Origin of the sequence: Amnibacterium flavum (genome assembly GCF_003097495.1) — a bacterium.
GTDB lineage: Bacteria > Actinomycetota > Actinomycetes > Actinomycetales > Microbacteriaceae > Naasia > Naasia flava.
Genome location: NZ_QEOP01000002.1, coordinates 702288 through 721224, shown reverse-complemented (window position 1 = coordinate 721224; position 18937 = coordinate 702288). Strand labels below are relative to the sequence as shown.

The window sequence follows — 18937 nt, the reverse complement described above, 5'->3', positions numbered from 1 at the left end:
GCCGGGCAGCGCGCGGGCCAAAGATGACTGCTACTCCACAGATATGGCGATGTCCTCATCCTGAGACGAGAACGCGGCGGAGGGCAGGTCAGCTTCAACAGTAGTGTCGACCTCGACCTCGTCCGTGGACCGAAGCCTGGGCGGTGCAGCCGACCAAGATTTGAGCCGCTGACCGACATCGCCGTACGTTCCGTCGATCGCAGCCAGCACCGAATCAACGAAGGCACCGCGACCGGTGCCTCGCTTCGCACCCATGGGATGGATCTGCGCTACTCGGAAGGACTTGATCTCCTTCGACGGGTCGCTGATCAGCTTCGCGGGTGTCTCCCGAACAACCCTCAGTAGCTCGGCTGAACCAGTACGTGACCTCGCAGCAAACGATTCGACACGAACACTGTCCGGTGAATCTTTCAGTTGGCGGATCAGCCAATTGACCCGCGTAGTCGCTCGGCCTTCCTTCGGCGCATCGATATCGAAGGAACAGATAACGCGCGATCCCCTCAGGTCAGCCTCGACGAGCAACGGGGATACTGCGTTTGGAATGCGGATGGACGCACGCATAACACCATCCGAGACCAGAGCACCCACCAGAGCAGCGTTGCGGAGGCCAGGGTCCGCGACCTCCTGTCGCGATAACGCTGGAGTCACCTCGGTGCCAAGCCTCCGCCCCAGCTGTAGGCATGCGAAGCGGATGAGAGCATCGAAACGAGCGGCGACGTCGCTGACGCCCTTATCGTTGGCGCGCAAGGTTCCGGAGGCAACCGCCTCACGTACGCCGACCCAGCTCCCACCCATGTCTTCGAAGGAGAGGGCGCCGGACCGGGGGTGTTCGAGGTATCGAATGAGCTCGCCGAGGATCCAGGCCTGATCGGGGTCGGCCACGCCTCGGAACTCCTTCTGCATGACAGCTTGCGTCACCACCTCCGTCCACGACCAGTGGTGCAGTTCGACCTTCCGCAGTTTGCGTCGATCGACAGTCGTCGGGTGAAGCCCAGGCGCGGGCGGTATCTCGTTCGAGATACTAATCACCGCCTGGAAACCGTGCTCGCGTGCCACGTCGAGATAGTTCTCGAGTTGTTCCGAAGCTAACTGGTTTGTACCAGTCTTCACTTCAACCAAAGCAGTCCAAGACTTGGACCCTCGGCGCGACCGAATCAAGCCGTCCGGGAAAACCCTCTTTTCGCCCAGCATGAACGGGACCTCAATAAAGGTTTCGAGGTGTCCGGCAGGAGCCCCGAGCGGGCCGACAAGAGTACGCCCGAATTCACGCACGGAGGCCATCACGGCTAAGAGCGCGGATGTCGCCCGCCGCTCCTGCTCCTCGGCCCCGTTGATCCCAGACGTCGGAATCAGACGAGCTGCATTCCAGGCGCTCTCTTCACTCACAGTGACTCCCTCAATTCGCTACGGCGCGACGAAAGTCACGCTAGCGACGTTGATGTGTTTGCGTGCAACGACATGCCTGGGCCGCTTTCCGGTCGGTCAGTTGACGGGTCGGACGTGGACGCGCTCGCCCTGCTGGCTGACGAGGCTGATGACCTCGACCGGTTCGGGTCCAGCGCTCGCGAAACCGTGCGGCACACGGGTGTCGAACTCCGCCGCTTCCCCCGGCGACAGCTCCATGACCTCGTCGCCCAGCGCCAGACGGAGGCGGCCGGTGAGCACGTAGACCCAGTCGTAGCCGTCGTGCACACGCTGCTCTATCGGCACATCCGAGCGACCACCGGGGTAGATGATCTTGAACGCACTCAGCCCGTCGGCATTGCGGGTGAGCGGGATGAACGTGCAGCCGTGCCGCCGGAACGGTTTCGGGTGGACGCGCGGGTCGCCGGTGGCGGGAGCGCCGACGAGATCGTCGAGCGGGACCCGGTAGACCCTGGCGAGCGGGAGGAGCAGGTCGAGCGAGGGGCGCCGGTTCCCGGACTCGAGTCGGGACAGCGTGCTGACCGCGATGCCGGTCGCGGCGGCGACGTCGGCGAGCGTCATCGAGCGAGCGCGCCGGAGCGCCCGCAACCGCGGAGCCACGAGTCCGAGCACCTCGGAGATACCGTCGTCGGCCACTGGGCTTCCCCCTCGACTGTTTGCGGTTTCAGCAACTTTACTTGCCGATCTGCTGGCGTCGTTCGAGAGTCGTCGGTATGACGCAGAAGAACTGGGACGTGATCATCGTCGGTGGCGGAAGTGCCGGCCTCAGCGCAGCGCTCATGCTCGTTCGAGCACGGCGGCAGGTGCTGGTGCTCGACGGCGGCGAGCCGCGGAACCGCACCGCGCCGCACATGCACGCGGTGCTGAGTCGCGACGACTACTCGCCGCTCGACCTTCTGGCCGACGGGCGACGGGAGGTCGAGGGCTACGGCGGAACGATCCTCGAGGACGGTGTGACCGGGGCGGAGATCGTCCGCGACGGTTTCGCGGTGACGACCGGGAGCGGAGCTCGGCACACGGCTCGACGACTGCTCGTCGCAACGGGGCTGCGCGATGCGCTCCCTGAGGTGGACGGACTCGCCGAGCAATGGGGCACGGGCGTCGTCACCTGCCCCTACTGCGATGGATGGGAGGTGCGGGACCGGCGGATCGCCGTGCTCGGCAGCGGCGGTCACGGCGTGCTCAAAGCGCAGATGCTGCGGCAGTGGAGCGCCGACGTGGTCTACCTGACGAACGGCTCGACTCCCCCGACCGCGGAGGAGCGAGCCGGGTTGGACGCTCGCGGCATCCGGGTCGAGGAGAGGCGGATCCGACGCATCGTCGCCCGAGGCGGTGATCTGTCCGGCATCGAGACGGAAGAGGGCGAGACGATCCCAGTCGACTCGATCTTCGTGAACCCTTCGTCGGTGCCCCAGGACGATCTGCTCGTCGGATTGGGCGCCACCCGGAGCGCGCTGATGGGAGTGCCGTTCGTCGCCGTCGACCCGACGGGGCTCACCAGTGTTCCGGGGGTCTGGGCCGCGGGGAACGTCGTCAACCCCGCCGCCGGCGTACCGGTGGCGATGGGAGCCGGATCGAGCGCGGGCGCCGCGATCAACATGGATCTCATCGGCGAGGACATCCGTGCCGCCGCCGCGCACCCTGTGCGAGTCTGAGGTCATGGCAGGCGTCATGGGCCAGCAGGCTCACTTCATCACCTTCGCGACCCGCGACCTCGACGCGGCACGGGCCTTCTACATCGACGGACTCGGCTGGCATCCGCTGCTCGACGTCCCGGACGAGATCGTCTTCTTCCAGATCGCTCCCGGGCTCGTCCTCGGCCTGTTCGAGTCGGCGAAGTTCGCGTCCGACCTCGGCATCCCGGTCGACGAGACGAACGTGTCGGGTTCGACGATCGCGCACAACGTCGGCAGCCCCGACGAGGTCCGACTGATCACCGAAGCCATGGCCGGGGCGGGCGGCACCACGCTCGTGGCGCCCTCGCCGGGCGCGTTCGGCGGCATCTTCCACGCGATCGTCCGCGACCCCAACGGGATCGTCTGGGAGATCGCGCACAACCCCGGTTGGAGCATCGCGGCCGACGGTTCCGTGACCTTCGGCTGACGCGCTGCCCCGTCCTCGTGTCGACGCGACGACGCCGTCGGTCGCGCAGCTGGCGCGACGACCCCGTCGGTCGAGCACCTGGCGCCGCGCTGTTCGTCGTCGGCCCGCGTTCCGGTCAGTCGATGGGGTGTCCGTGCCACCACTCGGGTGATGCGGCGAGGATGACGGCCGATCCCCGGTCGACGTCGAGGTCGTCGCCTGCCAGCCAGATCTCGATGGCTCCCACCGTTCCCGACGCTGCATAGGCGGCCAGCATGGTGAGCGTCTGCTCGTCGGCGGCTCTGACCGCGTCCGGGAGGATCTCGGGGTGCCGGCGCACGTGCTCGAGCAGCGATGCCCGGATCATCCCCTCGAGACTGGCGCGCAGCGGGGCGACGATCTGTGGCTGCAACGCGTTCCGGTAGACGGTCGCGTGCTCTGCGATGTGCGACAGGAGCGCCCGCTCCGCCGGATCGAAGACACTGGATCCGTCCGCCGAGCGTGCGGGCAGATCCCCGTAGGACTCCGCGAGCGCCATCACCTCGGCGGCGAGCGAATCGGTGAGGAGCACGAGCGGGCTGGACGCATGCCGGTAGAAGGTGTCGCGGGAGACACCGGCCCGACGGCACAGGTCCGACACCGACACCTCGGTGATCGGCCGTTCCCCGGCGAGCTCGTAGACCGCCGCCCGCAGCAGATCGCGGGAGCGTTTGAAACGCGGATCCATTCCCGCACTATAGGAGGCGACGACCTCGTGGCACAGGACGTGGCGGCATAGGCTCTGACCGAGAAGAGAGCGAGACCATGTCGAACGATTCAGACAGCTCCGGCCCCGACCGTGAAATCCCCGGCGGCGAGTCCGGTCAGGGGTTCCCCGAGATTCCGGAGCTCGAGGAGGACGAGGACATCGCTCCGCGCCCCGAGGAGGAGATCGCCGATCTCGAGCGCGCCGTCCCCGACCTGCGCGACCACTCCGAGCTGACGGGCGACGCCGAAGCCGTCTGACACCCCGTCGCCGCGGGCCGCGTGTGGACGCCGGTCGCCGGTGCGAGGCCGCCTGCAACGTGGCGCGACCCGGTCGATCACGAGCCGGAACCGCCGGCCCCGGTCGGCGAGATCAGAGCTGCCGGCCGTCGAGGTAGACCCAGTCGCCGTCCGCCCGGACGAACCGACTGCGCTCGTGCAGCACCCCGACGCCCTCGTCGGTCCGGTAGCTGGCCCGGAACTCGACGACACCGTCCGCGTCGTGAGGACCGCCGCCGACCGTGTCGACGATCTGCAGGCGCCTCCACCGGGTGTCGTCGAGTTCGATCGTCCGCGGCCTCGTCGAGGGATCCCACGTCTTCAGCAGGTAGGGCGCGAGCCGGAGTACGAAAGCGCTGTACCGCGAGCGCATCAGCTGCTCCGCCGTCAGCGCGGCAGCCCCGGCGTGTACGACGCCGCAGCAGTCGGAGTACGGGCGACCGCTCCCGCAGGGGCACGCAGCCGATGCCGCGCTGCGGACACCCGCCGGTTCTTCATCCACGACGCTCAGAGCACCAGGTCAGCCGTCGCCGAGCGCGGCTTCGAGGGCCGGGATCGCGGAGTCGATCGCAGCGATCTGGTCCGCGTCGAGACCGTCGAGCATGCTGGACACCACCTCGGCGCGAGCATCCCGCGCGCGCACGAGAGCATCCTCACCCGCCGGCGTGACCTGGATGAGGAACGCCCGGCCGTCATCGGGATCGTCGCTCCGCTCGACGAGGCCGCGGCTCTCGAGCTCGGCCACCACCCGCGTGATGCTGGGGGCCGAGACGAGTTCGATCACCGCCAGCTCCGCCATCCGGATCGGCCCGCGCTTGGCGACGGTGGACAGCGCGGAGAGGAGCCCGTGGCTCAGTCCGCCGGTAGCGCCCAGCAGACGCCGGTTGAACCGTCCGACGACGAACGCGAGTCGCGCCTCGAGCGATGTGGACCTCGTCCGGTCGACCACGTCGGCCACCCCTTCGTCGTGACACGCGCCGGGTGCACGCCGTCATCTCCCCATGACGATACTTGCCACCACCGCTATCCCGATCCGCGAGCCTGCAGACGATGGAGGCGCACCCTCTCAACGGGGCACGCCCCCGAGCCGGGATCAGACGGGGAAGTCCACCGGCCAGCCGTGGTCGACGAGGTACTGCCGGACCCGGGCGATGTCCTCGTCCGAGGGCAGCTCCGAGGTGACCCCAGCGATCGCCTGTCCCACGTCCACTCGATCGGGGGCGAGGACGCCTGCTCGGGTGAGGTGCCCCGCGACCTCGGCGAGCTCCTCGTCCGAGAGCCGGCGCCGCAGCAGTGCGACGAGCGGAACGAAGTCACCCGCCGGCAGGCCCGCGGGGTATCCCTCGCGCAGCCATCCGACGACCCGTCCGACGAGTCCCGGCCGTGAGGTGGACGGCGGAACCACCTCGGTCGCCGACCCGAGCGGCCAGCCGGCCCCGGCGAGCCGCGCCGCGACCCGGGTCACGTCCTGCGGAAGGGCGGGGCCGATCAGCTCCTCCTCGACCTGAGCCCTGATCTGCTCCGGCGTGACCACGCCGTCATCCCCGGCTTCGGCCAACTCGCCGACCAGGCGCCCGACCACCCGGTCCACCTCCACCGGTGTCAGAGTCCGACGCAGGATCCCGAGCAGTGCGACGTAGTCCTGGCGCGGGACGCCGTCGGGGTAGCCGGCGCGCAACCATCCGACGATCCGCTGGACGACCCCGTCGTCGCGGGTCGCTCCCGGCTCGTCCGTCGTCATTCCTTGTCCACGAGGGTCGGGACGATGTGCTCGAAGCTCACCGTCTGCCCGAAGCCGGTCGCGATGATCACGGTGAGCCCGACGAGGACCGCGCAGACCACGAGCACGAAGCAGAGCACACCGGCGAACCGCAGGGCCGGTCTCGCGGGACCGGAGCCGCCGCCGTCGACGGCACCGCCCGCGACCGCGAAGGAGCGCACGCCGAGCGCGAAGAGCGCGGGGAGCCCTGCGCCGAGGAGAAGAGCCGCGAGAGCTACCTGCCACGCGGCGTCGAGGAAGAGAGGGAACACGATCGATCTCCTTAGGCGGACGTGGTCTGACGGGACTTGGGCGCATCGTCCCACTCGTCGTTGACGTTGTGGGCGCCGACCGAGTTGAGACGGGAGCGCAGGTACATGAAGACCGCCAGCCCGGCGAGGATGACGACCATGATGACGCCGCCGATCACCCCGCCCGCGAGGTGGCCGATCCACCACATCGCAGCGCCGACCAGTCCGGCGGCGGGGAGCGTGATCACCCAGGCGATGATCATCCGCAGCGCGACGCGCCAGCGGACCTGGGCACCCGGCCGGCCGACCCCCGATCCGAGGATCGATCCTGTTGCCACGTGCGTCGTCGAGAGCGCGAAGCCGAGGTGGCTCGAGGCCAGGATGACCGCAGCCGACGAGCTCTCGGCCGCCATGCCCTGGGGCGTGTTGATCTCGACCAGGCCCTTGCCGACGGTCCGGATGATGCGCCAGCCGCCCAGGTAGGTGCCGAGAGAGATCGCGAGCGCGCAGCACAGCTTGACCCAGAACGGAACCGCCTCGGTGTCGTCCCACGCGCCCGCCGCGATCAACGCGAGGGTGATGACGCCCATCGTCTTCTGGGCGTCGTTCGTGCCGTGGGCGAGGGAGACGAGCGAGGCGCTGCCGATCTGCCCGATCCGGAATCCGTGGGTGATGGACCTCTCCGCCAGGCCCCCGATGACTCGGAAGACGAGCCAGGTGCCGATGGCGGCGACGACTCCGGCGAGAACCGGTGACATGAGCGCGGGGAGGATCACCTTGCCGACGACCCCGTCGAGCTTCGACCCGTCGCCCGCCCAGTTGACGCCGGCGAAGCCGAGACCGGCGATCGTGGCCCCGATCAGCCCGCCGAACAGCGCGTGCGACGAGCTCGACGGGAGCCCGAGCAGCCAGGTCAGCAGATTCCAGATGATGCCTCCGATGAGGCCGGCCAGGACGATCAGCAGGAGCGCACTGCCCCCGTCGTCCAGCAGAGCGGGGTCGGGCGCTCCTGACGAGTCCTGGATCTTCACGACCGCGTTGGTGACCGTCAAGGCCACCTGCACGCTGAGGAAAGCCCCCACGAGATTCAACGTCGCCGAGAGGGCCACCGCGACCTTCGGCTTCAGCGCCCCGGTGGCGATCGACGTCGCCATGGCGTTGGCCGTGTCATGGAAGCCGTTGGTGAAGTCGAAGGCGAGGGCTGTGACGATGACGAGCACCAGCAGGATGGTTGTGTCCACGCAAGGATCATGCGCCCGTCAGCGCCGCACCTCAACGCCCCGATCGCGACTCGCCGCCCGGTTCATTCACTGTTCATCCGCCATGACGGTCCGGGTCACGCCAGCGGCGCGGGGTCAGACGGTCCGGGCTCTCCGGAGCGCAGCAACCCGGATCGCCTCGGCGACCCCGTCGGCGCGCGTCTTGGCGTAGAGATCGCCGTCGTCGCCGAACGCCGCGGTGAGGATCGCGATCGCGAACGACGGGTTGCGGGCCAGGATCGGCCCGTGCAGATGGGTGCCGAAGACGGAGCCCGAGACGACGCCCTCCGTCCCGTCGCCGTTGCCGACCCCGGTCTGCACAGCGCCCAGGGTCGCGGCTCCCTCGGACCGGTAGCCGCGGGCGTGGTTCTCGTAGCCGATGAGCTCGCCCCAGGTCGAGGCGACGACGACCTCCCCCGCCGCCCGGGTCTCGAGCGGGGTGGCCCTGCCGGGCAGGACCGCCAGTCCGTCGAGTACGCGGCCCTCGAGTTCGATCGATGCGGTGAGCAGCTCGAAGCCCGTGCCCACCGCCAGGATGGGGATGCCGGCGGCGATCCACTCATCCAGCGCCTCGCGGATGCCGAGGAGTGCGTCTCTGGTCTGTTCGAGCGCGGAGTCCACCCCCGATCCGAGCACGACGGCAACCGGGGACTCGGTCGGCAGCCCACCGCCCGCGGGAACCGGGACCGGCTCGGCGTCGATGCCGACCCATTGGGCACGGCGTGCGAGCACCAACGCGTTCTCCGCATCGCCGTTGACGTTGGTCAGCTCGGGGAAGAGCTGCAGGATCGCGCTCACTGGGCGAGTCCCAGGTGGCTGCGGGTGCGCCGCATCGGATCAGCGGTGAACACGATGGTCTTCACTCCCGTCTCGGGTTCGGGCAGGGCGATGAAGCGGTCGAGCGCAGCGGGCAGATCGGCGTCGATCTCGTCGACCTGCACGTGCTGGTAGAGCAGCTGCAGCGCCATCTCATCCGCTTTCGATCCACTGACGATGCGCGCCCGGCCGATGCGCGACGCATCGACGGGCCAGAAGTAGGACGGGTCGGCGACGTCGGAGCCCATCGCGACCATGACCTGATCGAGCCCCTCCTCGAGCTCGTCGACATTGAGCTGGAAGCTCGCGGGGTTCTGCACGAGCACGAACTCGATCCTCTTGCCCCGCACCGTCACCACCTCGCCCCGTCCGAAGACGGCGCGCACCGAGGAGACGGCGTCGACGGCGGTCGTCGACTCGAACGCGTCGCCCAGCAGTTCGCGGCTCGCGGCGATCGCCGCGGCCGCGTCGACCGCGTAGTGCACACCGCGCGCGGGCAGTGTCACGTCGTGATCGAAGCCGTCCCAGCGGATGGAGGCGGATCGTCCGTCGACGCGCGACACCAGCGTTCCCTCGCTGTCACGCCCCGGAGTCGTCTGCGCGTACCCCAGACCGCGAGGCAGGGAGTCGAAGACCTCCGCCGTGACGCCGAAGCGGGCCAGCGCCGTGTCGTGCGTGTCAGCGGCCATGGCGTCGAGCATGGCGTCGTCGCCGTTCAGCACCAGTCGCTCGGTTGCGCGGCGCGCGATCGTGTCGAGCATCCCCACGACCTTCTCCGAGTCGTGGAAACGGTCGATCTGATCGGTCATGACGTTGGTGAGCAGCACCAGACGCGCCTCGAACTGAGGCGAGAGGAGCGCGCCGTGGCCCTCGTCCATCTCAAGGACGGCCATGTCGGCATCGATCCGGCCCGTGAGAGACGCGCGCTCGAGAAGAGCGGAGGTGAGCCCCTGACTGATGTTCGCCGTCGACGGGTTGGTGAAGACGCGCTTTCCGTGCGCCTCGAGGATGGTCACAAGCATCTTCGTGGTCGTCGACTTGCCGGAGGAACCGGTCACGACGACGAGCCCCTCCGGGAATGAGGACAGCACGGAGCCGAGGAATCCGGGGGCGAACCGGTTCACGACCAGTCCGGGAACAGCGGACCCGCCCCCCTTCTTACGAAGTCGAGCCGCGATTCGCACGGCCCGGCCCAGGATCACGGCGGGTGTCCAGCGGATGCCTGCAGGTCGCGGAGTCACCCGTCCATCCTGACAGACGGGCAACGCGCGGACGGGGCGGAAGGCGTCCCGAGTACCCGGCAACCGCCCGTTCACCCGACTACGACAGAATGCGGGGCAACGAAGGAGGACCGATGGCGAAGAAGTCCAAGAAGAAGCCCGATCCGAAGGCAGCCAAGAGTGCGGCGGCGGAGGCGGAGGCCAAGGCCGCCAAGAAGCTCGCGAAGAAGCGTGCGGCCGTTGCGGATGCCGCCGAGGCGAAAGCGAAAGAGCGTCTCGCCGAACTGAAGGTGGCGCGCAAGCACGGCAAGGAGCGCCTGGCGGAGATCCAGAAGGCGGTGCAGAAGGCCGAGCGGCGAGCCGAGAAGGCGCTGGTGGAGGCGACCAGGGCGCGTGCTCTCGCCGACAGCGCAACCGGATCGTCGAAGGCGCGAGCGGGTGCGCCGATCGATTACACACCGCCCCTGCCGACGGCCGCCCCGCCCCGGGAGTCGGCACCTGCCGAACTGGAGAGGTCGCCCGAACCGCAGACCCCCGAGGCGACGGAGCCGGAGACGACGAAGGCGGCATCGGCTCAGGACGCCCCGATCGACCTGACTCCTCCGCTGCCGCACCCCGACTACAAGGACCAGCCGAGCGAGGCGTGGACGGTCGTGCGACTGCGCGCCCTCGCTCGCGAGCGGGCAATCCCGTCCTACGCGTCGAAGAACAAGGCGCAGCTGATCGAGATCCTCACCGCGAGGTAGCCGACCTGCCCACTTCGGGCAGTGCTGCGACCTGCACACTGCCCGAAGTGGGCGAGTCAGCGAATGCAGAAGGGCCGGCACCATGACGGTGCCGGCCCTTCTCGTGTCAGAACCGCTCGATCACTCGAGGTAGTCGCGCAGCGACTGCGAACGCGACGGGTGACGCAGCTTGGCCATCGTCTTCGACTCGATCTGGCGGATCCGCTCACGCGTCACCCCGAAGGTGTCACCGATCTGGTCGAGCGTCTTCGGCATGCCGTCGCCGAGACCGAAGCGCATGCGGATGACGCCGGCCTCGCGCTCGCTGAGAGAGTCGAGCAGGCTCTCGAGCTGCTTCTGCAGCATCGTGAAGCCCACCGCGTCGGCGGGGACCACTGCCTCGGTGTCCTCGATGAGGTCACCGAACTCGCTGTCGCCGTCTTCACCCAGCGGGGTGTGCAGCGAGATGGGCTCGCGACCGTACTTCTGGACCTCGACGACCTTCTCCGGCGTCATATCGAGCTCGCGGCTCAGCTCCTCGGGCGTGGGCTCGCGACCCAGATCCTGGAGCATCTGCCGCTGCACGCGGGCCAGCTTGTTGATGACCTCGACCATGTGGACGGGGATGCGGATCGTGCGGGCCTGGTCGGCCATCGCGCGGGTGATCGCCTGACGGATCCACCAGGTGGCGTAGGTCGAGAACTTGAAGCCCTTGGTGTAGTCGAACTTCTCGACCGCACGGATGAGGCCCAGGTTGCCTTCCTGGATCAGGTCGAGGAACTGCATTCCACGACCGGTGTAGCGCTTGGCGAGCGAGACCACGAGTCGGAGGTTGGCTCCGAGAAGGTGACTCTTGGCGCGTTGTCCGTCTTTCGCGACCCAGCGCAGCTCACGGGTGAGCTCCTTGGACAGGCCCTTCTCGTTGGCCAGCTTGTCCTCGGCGAAGAGACCCGCCTCGATGCGCATGGCCAGCTCGACCTCTTCGGCCGCGTTCAGCAGCGGGACTTTACCGATCTGCTTCAGGTAGTCCTTGACGGGGTCGGCGGTGGCGCCGGTGATCTGGGTCGAATAGACCGGGACCTCGTCATCGTCGTCGACCAGCGACAGCACGAGCGCACCCGTCGGGAGCTTCTCGTCGGCGTCGACCGCGGCGGCCGGCTTGGCCTCCTCGTCGTCGTCGCCGTCGGCGGTGTCGCCTTCCGCTGCGTCGTCGGCGACTGCCTCGACGACGACCTCGACCTCTTCGACTTCGTCGTCCACGACGACATCGTCGTCGGGGGCGTCGACCTCGTCGTCATCGGCGGCCTTCTTGCTCGCTGACTTCTTGACGGGGGCCTTCGCCGCTGCCTTGGCTGCGGGAGCCTTCGCGGCGGTCTTGCTCGCGGGCGCGCGACGCTTCGTTGCGGGCGCTGCCACCTCGGCCTCGGTGGCCTCGGGTTCTACTACTGCTGTTGATGCCTTGCTTGCGGTCATCGGTGCACCTTTCACTCCGGGAAGCGGGGGTCGCGATCGGATGAGACGAGGGAGCCGCACCCCACCGGTACGGCTGTGCCGATTCCACGCTCTGGGCAACGCTTCGTCGGTGTAGTCCTTCTTCAGACTCGACGGGCGGACCCGCGGAGACCTGTTTTCGGACAGCACTAGGACCCATGTCAAGTCCCGGGACGAACCGTGCTGGAGCACGGGATGTCCGTCGGACTTACGATCAAGGGTCCTCGTCAATTATTGCACGGTCTCGCCGGACGCATTACCAGTCGGCGGCACTTCGCGGCAATAGCAGTGAGCTATGAAACCTCTCGGTGTCAGCCGACCTCGACGTTCAGAGGCCGCGCCGTCGGAAGCGCTGCAACCCCAATCTTCTGAAGAGTGCAACCCAGAACGGCCCCACGGCTATTCCCTCCTCCTGCAGCATCAGGCGCCGAGTGCGCCGCCGCGCATGGATGAGCATCACGACACCGAACCCGACCACGGGGTACTGGACGAGCATCGCCAGCCGGAACCCGTCGAAGGTGTACAGCTCGCTCGGGTCGGTTCCCGCCCCGGCGGGACTCGAGAGGTCGAGGACGACGCCGATGAGCAGCATCATGATGAAACTCGCCGTGAAGCCCCCGACGTTGACGATCCCGTTCGCCGAGCCCAGGCGCCGGGACGGGTTGAAAGTCCGGGCGAAGTCGAAACCGATCTGCGAAGCCGGCCCACCGACCCCCAGGGCGATGGCGAGCAGGACGACGAGCCACGCGGGAGCCGGCGTGGGCCAGAGCAGCACGGCCGTCCAGACCACCCCGATGAGCGCGACGATCCCGAGTGCAAGGCTCGACCGGCGGAGCGGGTACCGGACCATCAGCAGGGCCAGCAGCGGACCGACGAGCAGCGCGGCCACGACCATCAGCGCGATCATCGCCGAGGCGAAAGCCGCGTCGTATCCGAGCCCGTAGACGAGGAACGGGACACCCCAGAAGAGGGCGAACACCGTGCCCGGCGACTGCGTCGTGAAGTGCGCCCAGAAGCCGAGCTGGGTGCCGGGGCGGCGGAAGCTCTCACCGAGCGCGCGGAGAGCCGATCGCATGTCGGCGGCGCCCGCTGAGTTCGGCAGCACCCCGCGCCCATCGGAGAGCACCGCGAGGCAGAGCACGAACGACAGGAGCGAGATCGACGCGATCGAGAGGAAGGCCGGGGTCCACCCCTCCGCGTGCAGCAGGATCGCGAACGGAACGGCCGAGAGGACCTGTCCCAGCTGGCCCAGATTGCCGAGCCACTGGGTGAGCTGAGGCACCCGCGACGGCCGGAACCAGGTGTTCGTGAGGCGCAGCACCGACGTGAAGATGGCCGCGTCGCCCGCTCCCACCAGCACCCGACCGAGGATCGCTCCCCCGAGGTCCGGCGACAGGGCCACGACGGCCTGTCCGATCGCCATCAGAAGCGCTCCCGAGACGACGAGCCGCTTCGGGCCGATCCGGTCGATCAGGACCCCGATCGGGATCTGCAGGCCCGCGTAGACGACGAGCTGGAGCACCCCGAGGCTCGACAGTGCGGCAGCGCCGGAGTCGAAACGCTCGCTGGCCTCGACGCCCGCGATACCGAGGCTCGAGCGCTGGAGGACGGCGACGACGTAGGCGAACACGCCGACGGCCCAGATCAGCCATGCCCGCCGCGAGTTCACTCCCACAACTGTATGCCGCGCACGACGGGCACGACCCCGGACTAGCATCGTGAACGTGGCTGAGGTGAGCGGGACGGGGAGCCGGGTCGTCCTCACCGGAGGCGCCCGCGGCATCGGCCACGCAGCAGCCCTCCAGCTGGCGGCGCGCCGCATCCCGCTCGTCCTCGCGGTCCGCGACATCGAACGCGGACTGGCCGCTCGGCGCTCGATCCTCCAGGCCTCTCCCGATGCCTCCGTCGATCTGCTCCCTCTCGATCTCGCCTCCCTCGGCTCGGTGCGCGAGTTCGCGGCGATCTACGCCGACCGATTCGACCCGTGGTCGGCGCTCGTGCTCAATGCGGGAGCGATCCTCGTGCCGCACAGGGAGATGACTCAGGACGGCTTCGAGATGCACCTCGGCGTCAACCATCTCGGCCACTTCGCCCTCACCGGCCTGATGCTGCCGCTGGCGGCGCCGAATGCTCGGGTCGTCACGGCGAGCTCGATCGCGGCCCGGATGGGGCGCATCCAGTTCCACGACCTGCGCTGGGACCACGGGTACACCCCGTTCCGCGCCTACGCCGCGAGCAAGCGCGCGGGACTGGTGTTCGCCCGCGCCCTGCACCGCAAGAGCCTCGATGAGCGACTCGGCATCAGGTCGATCGCGACCCACCCCGGCTACGCGGTGAGCTCCGAACGGCTGCGTTCGGCGCGCCGCCTCTACGAGCGCGGGTTCGCCCATGACTACGCCGCCGGCGCGGGACCCATCGTGAGGGCCGTCACCGATCCCGATCTGCTCGGCGGCGAGTACCTGGCCCCGTCTGGTCGCTTCCAGACGCGCGGTGCGCCGGAGCCGATCTCGGTCCCGTCGTTCGCGGACGACGCGCTGCTGTCGGCACGACTCTGGCGCATCTCGGGCCAGCTGACGCGGATCGCCTGGTAGCGACCGCTGAGGCGGCACGGACTCGGGCGTCTCGATACGAGCGCTACTCGACGGGTCTCGGTAAGCCGCTCCGCAGCATCTCGACCTCCGAGAAGCAGTAGGTGTGGGCGCCGCGGAGACTCCGGAGGTCGAGTAGCGCCCCAGCGGGTACCGAGACCCTGCGCGTGGGCCGGAGGCCGTATCGAGACGGCTTCGCGTCGACGGCCTCAGCGAGCGGCGACGGGCTCAGCGGGCGGCGACCCGGAGGCCTGCAGGCGGAGCGCCGTCGGGGCTCAGAACAGGTCGTCCTCGGGGCGTCGGCCGGCGAGGAACTTCTCGAGCTCCGCGGCGATCTCGTCGGCGGAGGGCACGTCGCCCGCCTGGTCGACGAGAGGCGACGGGAGGGGGTTGCCCTCCATGTAGGAGTCGTGGCGCTCCTCGAGGGTCGCGACGAGCCGGGCGAGCTCCTCGTTGCCGGCGACCTGCGACTCGACCTTTCCGAGGAACACCCGCCCCTCCTCGCGGAGGCGGTCGGTCGGGAAGATGAGGCCCGTGGCGGCGCTGATGCTCTCGAGCGCGGTGACAGCGGCGCCCGGGAACTCGGTGTCGGCGAGGTAGTGGGGAACCAGGGCGACGAATCCCGTCACGGGAGCGTCCGCCTCTTGGAGCTTCCACTCGACGAGGTGCAGCAGGTTGGCGGGCGCCTGGGTGCGGGGCTTCCAGACCGACATGGCCTCGACCAGCTCTTCGCGGTTGCCGCTCACGGTGACCTGAACGGGTCGGGTGTGCGGCACCGGCATCGGAATGGCGTGCACCCAGGTCGTCGAGGACACCTCGTAGCGCTCGATGAAGCCGAGCACGGCGGCCGCGAAGCGCTCCCACTGGAAGTCGGGCTCGTATCCCGTAAGCAGCAGGAAAGGCGTCGAGAGATCGTCGAGCGCGAGCGACAGCGTCAGAGTCGGCGGCGAGTAGTCGGCGAGGTGGTCCTGGTCGAAGAGGATCGTGGGACGCCGGGCGCGGTAGTCGAGCAGTTCGTCGTTGTCGAAGACGGCGAGCTCGGTGACCTCGAGGTTGTCCTTCAGGTACTGGCCGAGTTGGGTGACGACCCCTCCCGCGTCGGCGAAGCCGGTGAGGCCTGCCACGAGAGGGAGACCGAGCGGCACTCGATGCGCCGCGGGCGTCAGTTCGTAGAGGTCATCCGGATCCCGCATCCTTCGATGCTAGCCAGCGGGTTCGGATGCTGAACCTCTGTCCGCTTTGGGCGCACACCGGCGAGCCGCGGCCCGGAGGTGTCCCAGATTGCCGGCCGGGTGCGCCCGTAGGGTTGGAGCATGCCGCTTCCCGCCCTGTCCTTCAGTTCCGATGCCGCCTCCTCGATCGGGGCGGATGTCCTGGTCGTCGGTGTCGCCTCCGTCGACGACGAGCCGCAGCTACTCGAGGTCGCGGGGCTCGACCCGCTCGGGATCGACCTCGCGTCGTTCGGCGTGACGGGCCGTCGCGATCAGCTCGTCCGCATCCCGTCCCCCAGCGGTGTCGCGGCGAAGAGCGTCGCGTTCGTCGGCGTCGGCACCGGTGACCTCACCGCGGGGGCGCTGCGCTCGGCGGCCGGATCCGCGACCCGACAGCTCCGCGGCCCCGAATCCGTCGCGTTCGCCCTCCCCGTGGCCGATGACGAGGCCGCACTGGCCGTCCTCGAGGGCGCCGCCATCGGGGCGTACGCCTACCTCGACTACCGCGTCGACTCGCTCGCGAGCACCCAGAAGCCCGCGTCGTCGATCGTCGTCCTCACCGGCGACCAGGAGGTCGGGGATGACGTCCTGCTCCGCGCCACCGTCGCGGCGACGGCGATGCAGACGGTCCGCGATCTCGTCAACACTCCCCCGTCCGACCTCTTCCCGGCGAGCTTCGCCGACCGCATCCCCGGACTCGCCGAGGGCGTCGACGTCGACATCACCGTGTGGGATGCCGAAGCGCTCGCCCGCGAGGGGTTCGGCGGGATCCTCGGCGTCGGCCAGGGCTCGGTCAGGCCGCCTCGTCTCGTGAAGGTCGTCTGGGCCCCCGAGGCCGCGACCCGCCACGTCGCGCTGGTCGGCAAGGGCATCACGTTCGACAGCGGCGGCCTCTCCCTCAAGCCCGCGGCATCCATGATCGGCATGAAGTACGACATGACCGGTGCGGCGACCGTGCTCTCGACCGCGCTGGCCGCGGCTGCCCTGAACCTGCCGGTCAAGGTCACGGCCTGGCTCTGCCTCGCCGAGAACATGCCCTCCGGCAGTGCGGGGCGCCCCAACGACGTGCTGCGCATCCGCGGCGGCAAGACGGTCGAGAACCTCAACACCGACGCCGAGGGACGGCTCGTCCTCGCCGACGGACTCGTCGCCGCCAGCGAGGAGCAGCCCGACGCCATCGTCGACGTCGCCACCCTCACCGGCGCCGCGTCGGTCGCGCTCGGCACCCGCTACGTCGCGGCGATGGGTGACGAGAGCCTCGTCTCCGACACGCTCGCTGCAGCCAAGACCGCTGGCGAGCCGGTCTGGCACATGCCGCTCCCCGGCGAGCTCCGGGCACTGCTCAACTCCGACATCGCCGATATCGCGAACGTGCGCCCCGGCAACACCGCGGGCGGGATGCTCATCGCCGGCGTCTTCCTCAAGGAGTTCATCGGCAAGCGCGAGGACGGATCGAGCATCCCCTGGGTCCACCTCGACATCGCGGGGGCCGCGAACAACTCGGGCGCCTTCCACGGATTCACCGGCAAGGGTCCGACCGGAGTCATGGTGCGCGCTCTGATCGCCCTGGTAGAGCGCTTCGCGAACGGCGAGAGCACGGCGACGAAGTAGTAGGTTATTGGAGGCGATTCGCCGATCAGCATCGCCGCCGCCACGAGCGTCAAGGAGCATTGGGTGCCTGAGCAGAACTTCGACATCGTCGTACTCGGTGGGGGAAGCGGGGGCTACGCGACAGCTCTTCGAGCGAGCGAGCTCGGCTTCTCCGTCGCCATGATCGAGAAGGACAAAGTGGGCGGCACCTGCCTCCACCGCGGCTGCATCCCGACCAAGGCGCTCCTCCACTCCGCCGAGGTCGCCGACTCGGCCCGCGACTCCGAGCACTACGGCATCAAGACGACCTTCGAAGGCGTCGACATCGCCGGCGTCACCTCCTACCGCGAGGGCATCGTCGCCAAGAAGTACAAGGGTCTCCAGTCGCTGGTGAAGGCCCGCGGCATCACCACCATCGAAGGTGAAGGCAAGGTCGTCGGCGCCACGAGCGTCCAGGTCGGCGATGACACCATCACCGGCAAGCACCTCGTCATCGCGACGGGCTCCTACTCGCGCAGCCTGCCCGGCCTCGAGACCGGCGGCCGCGTCATCACCTCAGAGGACGCACTCCAGCTCGACTTCGTCCCGAAGTCCGTCGCCATCCTCGGCGGCGGAGTCATCGGCGTCGAGTTCGCGAGCGTCTGGAAGTCGTTCGGCGCCGACGTCACGATCATCGAGGCGCTCCCCCACCTCGTCCCCAACGAGGAAGAGGTGCTGAGCAAGGCCCTCGAGCGCGCGTTCCGCCGCCGCGGCATCAACTACAAGCTTGGCAGCCGCTTCCAGGGCGTCGTGCAGAACGACCAGGGAGTCGTCGTCACGCTCGAGAACGGCGAGACGATCGAGGCCGACCTGCTGCTCGTCGCCGTCGGCCGCGGCCCGGCCACCTCGGGTCTCGGCCTCGAAGAGGCGGGCATCGAGATCGACCGCGGCTTCGTCAAGACCGACGAGCGCCTCCTCACCACGAAGCCCAACGTGTACGCCGTGGGCGACATCGTCTTCGGACTCCAGCTGGCCCACCGCAGCTTCCAGCAGGGCATCTTCGTCGCGGAGGAGATCGCCGGGCTCAAGCCGGTCGTGATCGACGAGTCGAACATCCCCCGCATCACCTACAGCGAGCCCGAGGTCGCGTCCGTCGGCCTCACCGAGGCGAAGGCCGTCGAGAAGTACGGCGCCGACAAGGTCGCCGCCTACGACTACAGCCTCGCCGGCAACGCCAAGAGCGAGATCATCGGCACATCCGGTTCGATCAAGGTCGTCCGCGTCAAGGACGGCCCCGTCGTCGGAGTCCACGGAATCGGCACCCGCATCGGCGAGCTCATCGGCGAGGCGCAGCTCGTCGTCGGCTGGGAGGCGTACCCCGAGGACATCGCGCCCTTCATCCACGCTCACCCCACGCAGAACGAGGCCCTCGGCGAGGCATTCCTCGCACTCGCAGGAAAGCCGCTGCACGCACTGTGATGATCGGTGTGCGGGCGGTTCGAGCACTGCCGCCCGCAC

General features: G+C 68.8%; 20 protein-coding genes. 7 read left to right on the top strand and 13 right to left on the bottom strand.

Going from position 1 to position 18937, the window contains the following annotated elements:
- Positions 1 to 30: 30 nt before the first annotated feature.
- Together DDQ50_RS11065 and DDQ50_RS11060 are read right to left on the bottom strand one after the other, a co-directional pair.
- Positions 31 to 1386 carry a hypothetical protein gene (locus DDQ50_RS11065; protein WP_240614346.1) on the bottom strand — a complete coding sequence of 452 codons (1356 nt, stop codon included), beginning with the start codon at positions 1384 to 1386 and terminating at the stop codon, positions 31 to 33.
- Between the two features lie 96 nt (positions 1387 to 1482).
- Positions 1483 to 2061: a helix-turn-helix domain-containing protein gene (locus DDQ50_RS11060; protein ID WP_116756787.1), complete on the bottom strand. Its 579-nt coding sequence runs from the start codon at positions 2059 to 2061 to the stop codon at positions 1483 to 1485.
- 77 nt (positions 2062 to 2138) lie between these two features.
- On the opposite strand from DDQ50_RS11060, the gene DDQ50_RS11055 reads away from it, so the two are divergent.
- The gene (locus DDQ50_RS11055; protein ID WP_116756786.1) at positions 2139 to 3080 is read left to right on the top strand and encodes an NAD(P)/FAD-dependent oxidoreductase; all 942 of its coding nucleotides are present in this window, start codon (positions 2139 to 2141) and stop codon (positions 3078 to 3080) included.
- 4 nt (positions 3081 to 3084) lie between these two features.
- Positions 3085 to 3528 (top strand): VOC family protein, encoded by a 444-nt coding sequence (locus tag DDQ50_RS11050; protein WP_240614345.1) that lies wholly within the window; start codon positions 3085 to 3087, stop codon positions 3526 to 3528.
- A 115-nt stretch (positions 3529 to 3643) separates the two neighbouring features.
- Here the strand turns inward: DDQ50_RS11050 and DDQ50_RS11045 are convergent, their stop codons facing one another.
- Entirely contained in the window at positions 3644 to 4234 is a 591-nt protein-coding gene (locus DDQ50_RS11045; RefSeq protein WP_116756785.1) for a TetR/AcrR family transcriptional regulator, read from the bottom strand.
- Positions 4235 to 4311: 77 nt separating this feature from the next.
- Between DDQ50_RS11045 and DDQ50_RS11040 the strand changes: the two genes are divergently transcribed.
- The gene (locus DDQ50_RS11040) at positions 4312 to 4512 is read left to right on the top strand and encodes a hypothetical protein (RefSeq protein ID WP_116756784.1); all 201 of its coding nucleotides are present in this window, start codon (positions 4312 to 4314) and stop codon (positions 4510 to 4512) included.
- 112 nt (positions 4513 to 4624) lie between these two features.
- Here the strand turns inward: DDQ50_RS11040 and DDQ50_RS11035 are convergent, their stop codons facing one another.
- The 7 genes from DDQ50_RS11035 to DDQ50_RS11005 all read right to left on the bottom strand — a co-directional run bounded on the left by DDQ50_RS11035 (position 4625) and on the right by DDQ50_RS11005 (position 9856).
- Positions 4625 to 5032 carry a YchJ family protein gene (locus DDQ50_RS11035; RefSeq protein ID WP_116756783.1) on the bottom strand — a complete coding sequence of 136 codons (408 nt, stop codon included), beginning with the start codon at positions 5030 to 5032 and terminating at the stop codon, positions 4625 to 4627.
- A gap of 18 nt (positions 5033 to 5050) precedes the next feature.
- Positions 5051 to 5479 carry a MarR family winged helix-turn-helix transcriptional regulator gene (locus tag DDQ50_RS11030; RefSeq protein ID WP_165829788.1) on the bottom strand — a complete coding sequence of 143 codons (429 nt, stop codon included), beginning with the start codon at positions 5477 to 5479 and terminating at the stop codon, positions 5051 to 5053.
- Between the two features lie 144 nt (positions 5480 to 5623).
- The gene (locus DDQ50_RS11025; RefSeq protein ID WP_116756781.1) at positions 5624 to 6271 is read right to left on the bottom strand and encodes a DUF3349 domain-containing protein; all 648 of its coding nucleotides are present in this window, start codon (positions 6269 to 6271) and stop codon (positions 5624 to 5626) included.
- Positions 6268 to 6561, bottom strand: coding sequence for a hypothetical protein (locus DDQ50_RS11020; RefSeq protein ID WP_116756780.1), 294 nt, complete (start codon positions 6559 to 6561; stop codon positions 6268 to 6270). Before DDQ50_RS11020 ends, DDQ50_RS11025 begins: the two co-directional genes overlap by 4 nt.
- Positions 6562 to 6572: 11 nt before the next feature.
- Positions 6573 to 7781 (bottom strand): inorganic phosphate transporter, encoded by a 1209-nt coding sequence (locus DDQ50_RS11015; protein WP_116756779.1) that lies wholly within the window; start codon positions 7779 to 7781, stop codon positions 6573 to 6575.
- Positions 7782 to 7895: 114 nt separating this feature from the next.
- Complete coding sequence (locus tag DDQ50_RS11010) at positions 7896 to 8597, bottom strand: type 1 glutamine amidotransferase (protein ID WP_116756778.1); 702 nt, start codon at positions 8595 to 8597, stop codon at positions 7896 to 7898.
- On the bottom strand, positions 8594 to 9856 hold the full coding sequence (locus DDQ50_RS11005; RefSeq protein WP_165829787.1) for a MurT ligase domain-containing protein: 1263 nt from the start codon (positions 9854 to 9856) through the stop codon (positions 8594 to 8596). Before DDQ50_RS11005 ends, DDQ50_RS11010 begins: the two co-directional genes overlap by 4 nt.
- Before the next feature lie 113 nt (positions 9857 to 9969).
- Between DDQ50_RS11005 and DDQ50_RS17285 the strand changes: the two genes are divergently transcribed.
- The gene (locus DDQ50_RS17285; protein ID WP_165829786.1) at positions 9970 to 10581 is read left to right on the top strand and encodes a hypothetical protein; all 612 of its coding nucleotides are present in this window, start codon (positions 9970 to 9972) and stop codon (positions 10579 to 10581) included.
- 120 nt (positions 10582 to 10701) lie between these two features.
- Here the strand turns inward: DDQ50_RS17285 and DDQ50_RS11000 are convergent, their stop codons facing one another.
- Positions 10702 to 12033, bottom strand: coding sequence for an RNA polymerase sigma factor (locus DDQ50_RS11000; RefSeq protein WP_116756776.1), 1332 nt, complete (start codon positions 12031 to 12033; stop codon positions 10702 to 10704).
- Between the two features lie 346 nt (positions 12034 to 12379).
- The gene (locus DDQ50_RS10995) at positions 12380 to 13720 is read right to left on the bottom strand and encodes an MFS transporter (RefSeq protein ID WP_116756775.1); all 1341 of its coding nucleotides are present in this window, start codon (positions 13718 to 13720) and stop codon (positions 12380 to 12382) included.
- 55 nt (positions 13721 to 13775) lie between these two features.
- Between DDQ50_RS10995 and DDQ50_RS10990 the strand changes: the two genes are divergently transcribed.
- On the top strand, positions 13776 to 14642 hold the full coding sequence (locus DDQ50_RS10990) for an SDR family NAD(P)-dependent oxidoreductase (RefSeq protein WP_165829785.1): 867 nt from the start codon (positions 13776 to 13778) through the stop codon (positions 14640 to 14642).
- A 272-nt stretch (positions 14643 to 14914) separates the two neighbouring features.
- On the opposite strand, the gene DDQ50_RS10985 is transcribed toward DDQ50_RS10990, so the two are convergent.
- On the bottom strand, positions 14915 to 15832 hold the full coding sequence (locus tag DDQ50_RS10985; RefSeq protein ID WP_116756773.1) for a proteasome assembly chaperone family protein: 918 nt from the start codon (positions 15830 to 15832) through the stop codon (positions 14915 to 14917).
- Positions 15833 to 15952: 120 nt separating this feature from the next.
- Between DDQ50_RS10985 and DDQ50_RS10980 the strand changes: the two genes are divergently transcribed.
- The gene (locus DDQ50_RS10980; protein ID WP_116756772.1) at positions 15953 to 17461 is read left to right on the top strand and encodes a leucyl aminopeptidase; all 1509 of its coding nucleotides are present in this window, start codon (positions 15953 to 15955) and stop codon (positions 17459 to 17461) included.
- Positions 17462 to 17524: 63 nt separating this feature from the next.
- Positions 17525 to 18898: a dihydrolipoyl dehydrogenase gene (gene lpdA, locus DDQ50_RS10975; RefSeq protein ID WP_116756771.1), complete on the top strand. Its 1374-nt coding sequence runs from the start codon at positions 17525 to 17527 to the stop codon at positions 18896 to 18898.
- The last annotated feature ends 39 nt before the right edge of the window (positions 18899 to 18937 follow it).

What these genes read in the sequence shown, in the direction of transcription:
- DDQ50_RS11055 (WP_116756786.1), top strand. Translation starts at nt 2,139, where the DNA reads ATGACGCAGAAGAACTGGGACGTGATCATCGTCGGTGGCGGAAGTGCC.
- DDQ50_RS11050 (WP_240614345.1), top strand. Translation starts at nt 3,085, where the DNA reads ATGGCAGGCGTCATGGGCCAGCAGGCTCACTTCATCACCTTCGCGACC.
- DDQ50_RS11045 (WP_116756785.1), bottom strand. Translation starts at nt 4,234, where the DNA reads ATGGATCCGCGTTTCAAACGCTCCCGCGATCTGCTGCGGGCGGCGGTC.
- DDQ50_RS11040 (WP_116756784.1), top strand. Translation starts at nt 4,312, where the DNA reads ATGTCGAACGATTCAGACAGCTCCGGCCCCGACCGTGAAATCCCCGGC.
- DDQ50_RS11025 (WP_116756781.1), bottom strand. Translation starts at nt 6,271, where the DNA reads ATGACGACGGACGAGCCGGGAGCGACCCGCGACGACGGGGTCGTCCAG.
- DDQ50_RS17285 (WP_165829786.1), top strand. Translation starts at nt 9,970, where the DNA reads ATGGCGAAGAAGTCCAAGAAGAAGCCCGATCCGAAGGCAGCCAAGAGT.
- DDQ50_RS11000 (WP_116756776.1), bottom strand. Translation starts at nt 12,033, where the DNA reads ATGACCGCAAGCAAGGCATCAACAGCAGTAGTAGAACCCGAGGCCACC.
- DDQ50_RS10985 (WP_116756773.1), bottom strand. Translation starts at nt 15,832, where the DNA reads ATGCGGGATCCGGATGACCTCTACGAACTGACGCCCGCGGCGCATCGA.
- DDQ50_RS10980 (WP_116756772.1), top strand. Translation starts at nt 15,953, where the DNA reads ATGCCGCTTCCCGCCCTGTCCTTCAGTTCCGATGCCGCCTCCTCGATC.